Origin of the sequence: Tumebacillus lacus, from assembly GCF_026410385.1 — a bacterium.
Lineage (GTDB): Bacteria > Bacillota > Bacilli > Tumebacillales > Tumebacillaceae > Tumebacillus > Tumebacillus lacus.
In genome coordinates this window covers 126214-137612 of sequence record NZ_JAPMLT010000012.1, presented here as the reverse complement: position 1 = coordinate 137612, position 11399 = coordinate 126214, and the positions used below count along the sequence as shown (strand labels likewise).

Below are 11399 nucleotides of genomic sequence, written 5' to 3'. Positions count from 1 at the left end.
GATACAGTGGCACATCATTCAGAGGCGTCCTTTTCCTTTTCTAGGATATGTACGGTGGTCATTATATCCGTCAATCTTTGGACAGGCAATAGCGTCAGCTTTTGGGCATTTAGCATCGGCCGCAACAACATAACCCGAACTTGGAGTGATCTTTTATTTGCAGTTGATCATGGTTATATGACGACAATGGCAGTTATAGAACATGCCGTGTATGTGATTGGTAAAGAGCAAGAACCCTCTCAAAAAGTTTTGGAATTAGCTTGGGAAAATAGTGAAGAGTCGATACTTTCCTATTTGAATGAGTTATCAAGCGATTGTTCAGACCAAGGTGGTTACAGCCCGAAAGACAAGTTTTTGTATTTGCTTCTGAATTGGCTGTTTGAGCATAAAGAGCAAGATCCTGACCCTCTTGGAATGGTTGAAATCATTTATGCTGATTTCGATTACCCTGAGGAACTCGCTGAATTTGTTCGATATATGCCTGCACAGCAACCTCTGTACAAGACAATAGAAGCGAATGTGGAACGATTATACAACAACTGGAGGAGATACCTGGAAAAAGAAAAGATCAGATTCAAAAGTACATCTATAACGGATAGGAAGCAATTTGAGCAAGCGTCGTCTATGGTTGAAAAAGCGTTTCATCACACACGCCGTTTACCCGATCAAGTTTTCAAAATGCCGGTTCGAAATAGATCTGTTTGCGAATTTGACAGGGCTTTGAGTGACTCCTTTTGGACTGAATTGACGCGGCTTGCTGATGCAGCAGGTGATTCTTTTATCCTTATGGCTGTGTTAGACCCGAATCCGATCGAATACTTTTTTAAAGAGTTTGAGCAGTACAATTGGTGCATCCTGTCCAGAGGAACTACTGCTGAAGATTACTGGGAAATGCTTGAACAAGGTCCTAACGGGAGCCCAGTTGATGCGATTTTGTTTAACTCTGAGGTTGTAATCTGGCTGTCTCCTTCATTGAAATGGGCCATTTGGGGAGAGCGGAGTTACGGCATTTGTTTGTTGGGGGTTGACGACGCAACAAGCGGTCCCACAAGTGATTTGTGGTTTTCTATAGAAACAGCAATCACAAATATATTGCCGTTAAACTTTAACAATCAGAATGTACCGGATGATATTGCACGATCATTCCTAAAGAATTTTCGAAGCTCTACGTCATACATCAGAATCTAATCACAAGAAAAAGCCCTTTCTTCACTGAAAGGGCTTTTTTCCCTGCTATAATAGAAGCGATGCTTTTTTAAGACCTTGGTGAAACTTTTTACCTCTCACCAGCATCGTTACATAGTAAGGGGAGGAAGGCCGATGCAGGACAAACAGATTGTGGCAGACGCTTTGAAAAGTCAGGAAGCGCTCTCGCAATTTTTGCGTACGGTGGAGCCGTTTATCTACCAAACGGCCTACTACCTGACCGGAAAAAAAGTCGATGCGGAGGACGTGACGCAGGAGAGCCTGTGGAAAGTCTGCCGCTCGCTCAATCAGTTTCAGGGTGAGGGCTCGTTGCGCGGCTGGATTCATCGCGTCGTGGTCAACACGTTCCGCGAACAGTTGCGAAAGCGCAAAACGCCGACCGTTGAGCTGGACGAGGCGTGGCAGTCGAGCGACCTTTCTGTCGAAGAACAGGTGGAGACGAGGCTCACCGAGCAAAGCCTCTACCAAGCGATTGCGATGCTCCCGGTCAACTACCGGGAAGTGTTGGTGTTGCGGCATGTCCATGACATGTCTTATCAAGAGATCGCCGAAGCGCTTGAACTGACCGAAGCACAAGTGAAAACGCGGCTGTTTCGCGGCCGCGAGAAACTACGAACGCTGTTTTATGGAGGTGATCCAGTTTGACGCACGAAGCTTACCGCGAGTTGATCCAGCGCGCCATCGACGAAGACCTCTCGCAGGCGGAACAGACCGTCTTGGACACACACATCGAGACGTGCGCAGAATGCCGCCGCGAGTACGACGAGTACATGTCGTTGGCGGCGGGCCTTGCCAAATTGAGCAAAGTCCGGCCGGAGACGAGCTTCGCCATGCAGATGACCCCGGAACTTCTCCGCCAAACTGTGGAAGGAGCCGCGCCCGCTGCGCCGAAACGCCGCGTCGTTCCGCTCTGGAAGCGAGCCGTCCCGGCAGCCGCTGCGGTGGTGCTGGGGGTCGGTCTGTCCATCCCGATGACGAATGGCTGGTTCGACCATCAGGAAGGGACCGGTCAACCGGACCACGTGGCTCTGCTCCCGGAAAAAGGCCAGGAGCCGACTCACGGGCCGACGGGGCAGCTGTTGCCTGAGCCGCCGGAGATCAAGCCCCCGCCCGATCAGGAAAGCACCGCCGCGCTGACTGTCGAACTTAAATCGACCCAGTCGGAGCCAAGGCTGATCATCCGGGAAAAAGTCGAGACAGAGTTGCCGATGCGTGCGGTCGCCGTCGCCCCGAGCGACCTCGACCAAGTCAAGGAGCAAACAGGTGTCACCGTGACCCCGGAAGACCTTGCAAAAGGCAAAGAGGACGCGCCTCGCCCGCCTGCTGAAAAGAACGGCGACACGAGCGGTATCGCCAGCGTCGACGAAGAACCGCTGCCGAACGACAACGACCACGTGGTCGTCGTCACCGTCAACTCGACGCCGATCAACGTCACGATCGAAGGCGGCCGTGTCATCGTGACGCTCGCTCCGCTGTCCGGCACGCAAGGCGGCACCGAAGTGGCGGTGTTCGAACTGAACGCGCCGCATACATCGAACGACACGACCACCGTTACGTTCACCGACCCGGAAGGCAACGTGATCGACGAGTCGAGCGTGCCTGTCGAACAGCCGACTGCGGTGCCCCGCGTCGGCGATGCTCCGTCGCTCGACATTCTTGATGAGGCGATGCAGAGCAAGTCGCAGTCCGACCCGGCCCGCTACAGCTACGTCACCGATCCGGTGCGGGTCGTCTCCCGCCATCTGCGCGAGTTGGGATTTGCTTGGAACGCGCAGGTCAGCGGGACGCAGGTTCGTGACCGCGTGGCTGTCGAACAAGGCGGCGTGCGCTATGTGGTCGGTCTGACGCAGCCGTATCTGCAAGGAGACGGCGGCCTGTGGAAACCGGCGTTTATCGCCCGGGCCTTGCCTGTCGAACAGCCGGGACCGCAGGAGCGGCCGGTGCTCGACTATTTCCGGGGCCAGCAGGAGGCCGGCGTGATCCACAGCTTCAGCGAACTGCTGGTACTCTCTGAGCGCGTTCGCCTCGGCACGCTGGTCGTCGAAGCGCATGTGGAGATGTCCGGGCCGCACGGGAGCTACGAATCGTCCCGCAGTCAGTATCGGTTTCACCTGTCGGGCGACAACGACGGCACTTGGAAACTGGACGGCAGCCCTGACAAGCTTTGACACATGAAATGTCTGCGCATGGTGCATGCTAAGACCATCAAGAGCTTTTGGAGGAATGCATCATGCGCAAACACCAATGGATGCTCGCCGCGATGACTCTCCTGATCACCCTTGCCGCTCCGGGGAAGGTCGCCGATCAGACACAGGGCGACGGCCAACCGACAGGCAAACACAATTTTGACCAATGGCAGACGATCAAGCGGCTGGAGATCCGGAACTAACGGGTCTCTTTTTCTATGTTGTCCCATAAGATGGTCTCAGGGATGTCCATCTGAAAGGGGGCTGCATGATGCAAAAAGCGATCCCGATCTTCGTGGCGGCTGCGATGATGCTGACCGCGTGTTCCGCGCCGGCAGACGACCCGGCACCGCCGAGCACGCCGCCGCCGAAGACGAGCGAGCCCGGACAGCAGCCGGGCAGTCCGGGCGGTTCGGGCGGTTCGGGCACCGATCCGAATGGCGGGACGGAAGAGAAGGCGGGCGAAAAGTCGGAAGAGCAGATCCAAAAGGAGATCCGGGAGAAACTGGCACGGATGACGCATCCGAAAGGCTACTCTCTGCCGCACGACGGCAGCGGCCGCGTCGAGGACGTCGAGACGCTGGACGAAGTGGCCGAACTCCTGCGCAAAAAGGGATACGCGCCCGACATCGCCCGCACGCTGACCGAGGAGTTTTACGAGGCCAAAAACGGCGCGATCCAACTGATCCCGCGCGACGGGTATCCCGGCGTGTTCGACGCCGACAAACCGGCGGCGTTTTTCAAAAAGAACAAGTGGACGTGGACGGTCGAGCAAGATCACAAAGACGACATGCTGCACGGTCCGCATGTCGCCACCTATGAGGTGGAAGTGCTGCGGGACGGTTCCTACCGGCTGAACGTGTGGCGAACAAAACCTGTATAAAATCCCGATGAAAACTATTCTCATTATCAACTGGTTGTGCTATACTAAAGACAGGTAAAGAAGGGTCTAATTTCATGAAAACAGAAGAATACTCGTACTTCTTGTCTTTAGAGTCATACTCTTGCCCTTTTGTGACACAATAGGACAGGAGATTTCTGCATGGACTTGATTGCAGAATAGGGAGATATCGTTTATAATTTCTCTCATAAGACAAGAAGGAGTGAATTTCCAAATGGCTAAGACTTGGGTTGACAAAGATACCTGCATCGCTTGCGGCGCATGCTACTCCACCTGCCCGGACGTATATGAGTCCGACGACGACGGCTACGCATTCGTTAAACTCGAAGGCGGTCTCGAAGGCTTCGTAGAAGTTCCGGAAGAGTTCCTGTCCGACGCGCTCGACGCAAAAGACGGTTGCCCGACCGAATCCGTTCGCTGGGAAGAGTAATCTTCTTCAACAAACACATAACCAACAAAACCGCCGAATCCGCTTCGGCGGTTTTTTTGTGTTTCCTGATCCGTGTGACGGCAGTAGCAAATTTGGCTGGACGGCATATTCTGGGGTTGAGCCCAACAAAGTTTCTCTAGGGAAACACTTGACGGAATCTGACAGCATACGGTAAAGTTGGTCTAAGGAAACTTTTTTAGCCGGACGAAAGCTTGTTTACCTAGCGCAAAATAATTGCCTGTATAAAACTTTTTAAGGAGGGACAGACAACATGCTTTTTAGCAAGGTACGAAAACGAATTTCCATTGTATTGATGACGGCGCTTGCGGTGCTCGTGACCGGGTGCGGCAACGACGCGGGCACAGGCACTTCTGCCAACGGAGATCAGATCCGTGCGGTGGCCACGACCGGCATGATCGGCGATCTGGTGCACAACATCGGCGGCGAGCACGTCGCGGTGGAATCTTTGATGGGTCCGGGGGTGGACCCGCATCTGTACAAAGCGTCGCAAGGCGACATCGCCAAGCTCGGCCAAGCGCAGGTCGTCTTTTACAACGGCTTGCACCTCGAAGGCAAGATGACCGACGTCTTTGAACAGATCTCAAAGCAAAAGCCGGCCATCGCCGTCAGCGAGCGCATGACCGAGCAAGAGCTGCACAAACCGGCTGAGTTCGACGGCCAGCACGACCCGCACGTCTGGTTTGACGTCAAGCTGTGGATGAAGGCGGCCGACCGGGTCAAGGATGGCCTGATCGAGGCCGATCCGGCGCACAAGGAGCAGTACGAGGCCAACGCGACCGCGTACAAAAAGCAACTGCAAGAGCTGGACGATTACGCCCGGGAGCAACTGGCCACGATCCCGAAAGAAAATCGCGTGCTGGTCACCGCCCACGATGCGTTCGGCTATTTTGGGAGCGCCTATGACATTGAGGTGATGGGGCTGCAAGGACTCTCCACCGATTCGGAATACGGCCTGAAAGACGTGCAGAAGCTCGTCGACGCTCTGGTCGAGAAAAAGATCAAAGCGGTGTTCGTCGAGTCGAGCGTCCCGAAAAAGGCGATTGAAGCGGTCGTCCAAGGGGCAAACGCGAAACATCACCAAGTCCAGATCGGCGGCGAACTGTATTCCGACGCGCTCGGAGACGCAGGCACCGCAGAAGGCACATACATCGGCATGGTCCGCCATAACGTCGACTCCATCGTGAAGGCGTTGAAATAGCCTGCCGCATCAGAGAAAAGGAGGGGGAAGCACAATGGAACATCCGGTTACGGTCGAAAACCTCACCGTCGCCTACCATCAAAAACCGGTGCTGCGAGAGGTCGAATTTTCTGTGCCCAAGGGCAAACTGATCGGCATCGTCGGCCCGAACGGCGCAGGCAAATCGACGCTGATCAAAAGCATTCTCGGGCTGATCCCTCGCGCATCCGGAGAGGTCCAAATCTTCGGAAAACCATACAAGCAAGAACGCCGCCGCATCGGCTATGTGCCGCAGCGCGAGTCGGTCGACTGGGACTTTCCGACGTCGGCGTTGGATGTCGTGCTGATGGGGCGCTACGGCCACATCGGTTGGTTCCGCCGTCCGAGCAGCAAAGACAAGGCACTGGCGATGAGTGCGCTGGAGAAAGTCGGCATGGCCGACTATGCCGACCGCCAGATCTCGCAGTTGTCAGGCGGCCAACAGCAGCGCGTGTTTCTGGCACGCGCACTGGCGCAGGATGCCGAGATCTACTTCATGGATGAACCGTTCGTCGGCGTCGATGCCGCGACCGAAAAAGCGATCATCGCGCTCTTGACCGAACTGAAACATCAAGGCAAGACGGTGCTCGTCGTTCACCACGACCTGCAGACGGTCACCGAATACTTCGACTGGGTGCTGCTCTTGAACATTCGCCTGATCGAGTTTGGCCCTACCGAAGAAGTGTTCACAGCTGAAAATCTGCAAAAGACGTACGGCGGCAGACTGTCTCTGCTCCAAGAGTCGGGCAACCTGTCCGCCTTCAAAGCGTAGGAGGTGTCCCTGATGGAATCCTTATGGCTGATACTCTCCGACCCGAACACGCGCTGGGTACTGGCCGCCTGCGTTCTGCTCGGACTCTCCAGCGGCGTGCTCGGCTGCTTCGCGCTCCTGCGCAAACACAGTCTGCTCGGCGACGCGTTTGCACATGCCGCGCTGCCGGGGATCTGCATCGCCTTTATGCTGGTCGGCAGCAAATCGATCACCTTGTTTCTGATCGGCGCCGTGGTGGCCGGCCTGCTCGCCGCCGCCTGCATCCAGGCGATCACCCGATACTCGCGGATCAAAGAGGATACAGCGCTCGGGCTGGTGCTCTCCGTCTTCTTCGGCTTTGGCATCGTGCTGCTGACGAAGATTCAACAGAGCGCCAACGGCAACCAGAGCGGACTCGACTCGTTTTTGTTCGGCAAGGCGGCCTCTCTGGTCGGCACGGACGTAAAGGTGATGATGGGCGTGGCGGCTGTGCTGCTCTTCGTCTGCTGGCTGTTCTTCAAGGAGTTTAAACTGCTGAGCTTCGACCCGGGCTTTGGCCGCGGGCTCGGCCTGCCGATGGGGCTGTTCAACGCCCTGCTGATGCTCCTGATCGTGCTCGCCGTCGTGATCGGGCTGCAGGCGGTCGGCGTGGTGCTGATGGCGGCGATGCTGATCATCCCCGCGCTGGCTGCCCGCTACTGGACGGAGCGGCTGGATCGGATGATCGTGCTCGCCGGGCTGTTCGGCGCTCTCTCCGGAGCGGCCGGGACACTCGTCTCCAGCTTGACGTACAACATGCCGACCGGCCCTGTGATCGTGCTCTGTGCGACCGCTTTGTTCCTCCTCTCGCTGATCGTCGCGCCGCAGCGCGGGCTCGCCGTCAAGGGGATGCGCCGGATCAAGCTGCGCTCGCGGATCGCCGAGGAAAATCTGCTTCAGTCGCTGTACGATCTCGCCGAAAAAGACCTGCTGGCCGGACGTCTGCGCCCAGGGATCGGCTATCGCATCGCTCAGTTGATCGAGCGCCGTCCGACCGCTCCCAAAGCCGCGCTGCGCACGCTGCGTCGCCTGCATCGGGACGGTCTGGTCAAACGGGTTGGGGCCGCGCAGGGACTTGAGACGCGCTGGATGCTGACCGACAAAGGCGGCGAGCTCGCCTATGAGCTGACGTTGCACCAGCGGATGTGGGAGATCTTCAATATGTACGAAGGCGTGCTCGGCTCCTTCAAATGGGACGGCCGTCAGGGCGGCCTCGCGGAGCAACTGCCGCCCGAGGTGTTGCAGGAAGTCGACCGGCTGCTCGACGCCCATGAGTTGAAGCCGCGCCTGACCTTTGCGGGAGGTGGACGCGCATGAGCTATGAACTGTGGGTGATCCTGACGGGGGCGCTCGTCGCGTCTTCCTGTTCATTTATCGGGTGCTGGCTGATCCTGCGCCGGATGGCGATGCTCGGCGACGCGATCTCACACACGGCGCTCCCCGGCATCGTCATCGCCTTTCTGATCTCACACTCGCTCGACTCGTGGGCGATGCTGATCGGCGCGGCGGTGTTTGGCCTTTTGACCACGTTTCTTGTGCAGACGTTGCACCAGAGCGGGGTGCAGTCGGACGCCGCGATCGGCGTGACGTTTACCTCTTTGTTTGCGGTCGGCGTCGTGCTCGTCTCGGTGTATGCCCGTGATGTGCACATCGACCTCGCGCACGTGCTCTACGGCGAGATCGCCTACGTGCCGTGGAATCAACTGGTCGTCGGCGGCGTCGAACTCGGACCGCGCGCCGTCTGGATGGTCGGCGGCACGTTTCTGCTGTCGCTGGCGGTGATCGGGCTGCTCTACAAAGAGTTCAAGATCACATCCTTTGACCCGGCCCTCGCCGCCGCGTTGGGTCTGCCGGTCACTCTGCTGCACTACATCCTGATGACGCTCGTCTCGATGACGACCGTCTCGGCGTTTGAGAGCGTCGGCGCGATCCTCGTCGTCGCGATGCTGATCGTGCCCGGCGCGACCGCCTATCTGCTCACCGATAGGCTCGGGATCATGCTCGGAATGTCTTGCATCATCGGCATCGTCACCGCCGTCATCGGCTACTACGCGGCCGTGCTGCTCAACGCTTCCATCGCCGGGGCGATGACGACGACAGCCGGGACGCTGTTCCTGCTGGCTTTCCTTTTCTCCCCGTCGCACGGGGTGGTCATGAAATGGCGAGCCAAGCGCCGACTCGCAAATTAAATTGGAAGTATCAGGTGTTGATCCCAGATCAACACCTCTTTTATTTTCTGAATAAAGGAATCTGGACTGGCAATTGCGAATAATTCAATACAAAAATTTGTGCGATACGTGTAACCGGCGATTCATACGGGGGTCTAATCATAAGGAGTGAATCGATTTGCAAGGTTCAGGGGGGCGCTCCGCAGAGCTTGAGCAACTGTTTCATCAACTCTATGACCGATATTTCAAAGACGTCTATAATTTTGTGGCTTATACGGTCGGCCGGAGTCAGGATGCGGAAGACCTGACCCAAGAGGTGTTTGTGAAAGCGTATCGCGGCCTGGCCCGGTTCCGGGGGGATTCGGAAGTGCGCACGTGGCTGTTTGCGATCGCCCGCAACACCGTTCGCAACTGGGTGGTGCGGAAAAAACCGCTGCCGCTCACCGAGGACGAACTTTTGTGGCAACTCCCGGAGCACGGGAGCACACCTGCCGATCTCTTGGAAGAAAAAGAAGCGATGGCCAAACTGCAACTGGCGCTCGGCATGTTGAAAGACACCTACAAAACGGTGATCGTGCTGCGCGGTCTGCACGGATTCTCGGTGCGCGAGACGGCCGAGATCATGGAATGCACAGAGACCAAAGTCAAAGTGACGCATTTTCGTGCGTTGCGAAAATTACGCTCGTTGCTTTCGGCAGATCCGAGCTTTCCCATCCTGTTGCCGGATCTGCCGTCGAAGGAGGTGGGCACATGATCTTCCGTGAAAAAGGATCATCTCAAAACCCGCTTCAAGAAGCGGTGGGCGACCTGCCCGCCATCGAACCGCGCCAAGGTCTGAAAGAGGAGATGCTCGCCCGCATCCTCGCGGAAGCTCGGCAGGAAGAAGCGGCGGCCGCCGTTGCGAAACAGCGCCGGCTGTCCTCGTCTGCGATCCGCACCTTCCTTTCCATCGGCGGTGCCGTCGCAGCCGCCTGCCTGACGGTGGCCCTGCTCCCGAGTCTGCAAGAAGCACCGCAAACTCCGGTGACTTCCGGGTCGGGCGCACCGCATTCTTCGCTTGCGGTCAAGGAAAAGGAAGAGGAGATCGCCCTGAAAAAAGCGCAGCGGGAACAGCGGCTGCTGCGCCAAGTGATCCCGCACAACAACGGCCAGTTTATCGGGGAAGGGGTGGAGATCACCATCCACGACCAAAACTCCGCCCTCGTGCGCAAAGGCGTGCTCGCGAACGATCTGGAGTCCAATTTTGACATCTACCGCCTCGTGCAGGAACTGTACACAAACGGCGGACAACTGGTGTCGATCAACGGCATCCAAGTCGGCGCGTACACCAAGGTGATCACGCACGGCACGCTGATGGAAATCCAGGATCGGCGCGTGCAGGCTCCGTTCACGATCAAGGTGATCGGCGACGGCCAACAACTGTACCAAACGCTGCAAGACCCGCAGTCGGTGCTCATGCAGCTCAAAGTCAAGGACAACCTCGACGTGACTCTTTCCCAAGAGGAACTGGTCGCGATCGACGAGGAATAGACCGACGGGCAAGGGTCGGCGGAAACAGAGAGAAACAGCGGAAAAAAAGGGGCGCCCTGCCAATGGGCGGCCTTTTTTTGTGATACAATTGAGGACGATGATACATACGGAACAGAGACAAAGGAGAAGAACCTGATGAACCAGCTTATGGAAGAGCATCTCCGCGCCTTTGAAGCGCGCATCGAACAAGAGATCGACCGCCGCGTGGCGTTTATCCGCGAACAGGTGACCGGTACCGGCGGCAAAGGCGTCGTGCTCGGGCTGTCCGGCGGCATCGACTCGGCCGTCACCGCCGCTCTGTGCGCCAAAGCGCTCGGCCCGGACGCGGTCGTCGCCATGTGGATGGGAGCGGAGTCTTCCTCCGTCCATCACCGCGATGCGAAGAGCGTCGCCGACGCGTACGGCATTCGCTTTCTCCAGGTGGACTTCAGCCAGATCGTCAACCAATTCCATGACGTGATGCTGGACAGCGCCGAGGTGCTGCCGTCCGAGATCAAGATCGGCGCGGACAACCCGCTGGTCAAAGGCAACCTCAAGCCCCGCTTCCGCAAAAACGCCGAATACTGGATGGCCGCGCTGCTCGGACACCGCGTCGCCAACACCTGCAACTGGTCGGAGACGGCCGTTGGCTACGAGACCAAATACGGCGACGCAGCGGGCGATTTTTCCGTGCTCGGCGACCTTGTCAAAGCGGAGATCCGCATCCTCGCCAAACACCTCGACATGCCTGCTCCTGTGATCACCAAAGCGCCGAGCGCCGATCTCTGGGAAGGGCACACCGACGAGGACGAGCTCGGTCTGACTTACGAAGCGCTCGACACCTACCTGATCACCGGCGAGGCTGACGCGGAGACGAAGGCGAAGATCGACCGCCTCTACGCCCTCAGCGCGCACAAGCGCAACCTGATGCCGCTGGTCTCCCAGCCGAAGTATCCGGGGGAGGGTCGCTAG

General features: G+C 57.5%; 13 protein-coding genes. All 13 read left to right on the top strand.

The genetic code is table 11. From position 1 onward, the window contains the following. Positions 1 to 1188 (top strand): DUF2247 family protein (locus OS242_RS17655; RefSeq protein WP_267153019.1); only part of this gene is annotated, 1188 nt, incomplete at its 5' end. A gap of 132 nt (positions 1189 to 1320) precedes the next feature. Beyond that, the gene (locus OS242_RS17650; RefSeq protein WP_267153018.1) at positions 1321 to 1851 is read left to right on the top strand and encodes an RNA polymerase sigma factor; all 531 of its coding nucleotides are present in this window, start codon (positions 1321 to 1323) and stop codon (positions 1849 to 1851) included. Further along, positions 1848 to 3374, top strand: a complete 1527-nt coding sequence (locus OS242_RS17645; RefSeq protein WP_267153017.1) for an anti-sigma factor family protein — start codon at positions 1848 to 1850, stop codon at positions 3372 to 3374. The genes OS242_RS17650 and OS242_RS17645 overlap by 4 nt, the downstream gene beginning before the upstream one ends. Positions 3375 to 3436: 62 nt before the next feature. Beyond that, the gene (locus OS242_RS17640) at positions 3437 to 3595 is read left to right on the top strand and encodes a hypothetical protein (RefSeq protein ID WP_267153016.1); all 159 of its coding nucleotides are present in this window, start codon (positions 3437 to 3439) and stop codon (positions 3593 to 3595) included. Positions 3596 to 3663: 68 nt separating this feature from the next. Then, positions 3664 to 4275, top strand: coding sequence for a hypothetical protein (locus tag OS242_RS17635; protein WP_267153015.1), 612 nt, complete (start codon positions 3664 to 3666; stop codon positions 4273 to 4275). 232 nt (positions 4276 to 4507) lie between these two features. Beyond that, positions 4508 to 4723: a ferredoxin gene (locus OS242_RS17630; protein ID WP_267153014.1), complete on the top strand. Its 216-nt coding sequence runs from the start codon at positions 4508 to 4510 to the stop codon at positions 4721 to 4723. 271 nt (positions 4724 to 4994) lie between these two features. Further along, the gene (locus OS242_RS17625) at positions 4995 to 5942 is read left to right on the top strand and encodes a metal ABC transporter solute-binding protein, Zn/Mn family (RefSeq protein WP_267153013.1); all 948 of its coding nucleotides are present in this window, start codon (positions 4995 to 4997) and stop codon (positions 5940 to 5942) included. A 34-nt stretch (positions 5943 to 5976) separates the two neighbouring features. Continuing rightward, positions 5977 to 6732, top strand: coding sequence for a metal ABC transporter ATP-binding protein (locus OS242_RS17620; protein WP_267153012.1), 756 nt, complete (start codon positions 5977 to 5979; stop codon positions 6730 to 6732). Between the two features lie 12 nt (positions 6733 to 6744). Continuing rightward, entirely contained in the window at positions 6745 to 8067 is a 1323-nt protein-coding gene (locus tag OS242_RS17615; RefSeq protein ID WP_267153011.1) for a metal ABC transporter permease, read from the top strand. Beyond that, the gene (locus OS242_RS17610; RefSeq protein WP_267153010.1) at positions 8064 to 8939 is read left to right on the top strand and encodes a metal ABC transporter permease; all 876 of its coding nucleotides are present in this window, start codon (positions 8064 to 8066) and stop codon (positions 8937 to 8939) included. Before OS242_RS17615 ends, OS242_RS17610 begins: the two co-directional genes overlap by 4 nt. 157 nt (positions 8940 to 9096) lie before the next feature. Continuing rightward, complete coding sequence (locus OS242_RS17605; RefSeq protein WP_267153009.1) at positions 9097 to 9672, top strand: RNA polymerase sigma factor; 576 nt, start codon at positions 9097 to 9099, stop codon at positions 9670 to 9672. Continuing rightward, a complete protein-coding gene (locus OS242_RS17600; protein ID WP_267153008.1) occupies positions 9669 to 10448 on the top strand; it encodes a DUF881 domain-containing protein in 780 nt (259 codons plus the stop codon). The genes OS242_RS17605 and OS242_RS17600 overlap by 4 nt, the downstream gene beginning before the upstream one ends. A 135-nt stretch (positions 10449 to 10583) precedes the next feature. After that, complete coding sequence (gene nadE / locus OS242_RS17595; protein ID WP_267153007.1) at positions 10584 to 11399, top strand: NAD(+) synthase; 816 nt, start codon at positions 10584 to 10586, stop codon at positions 11397 to 11399.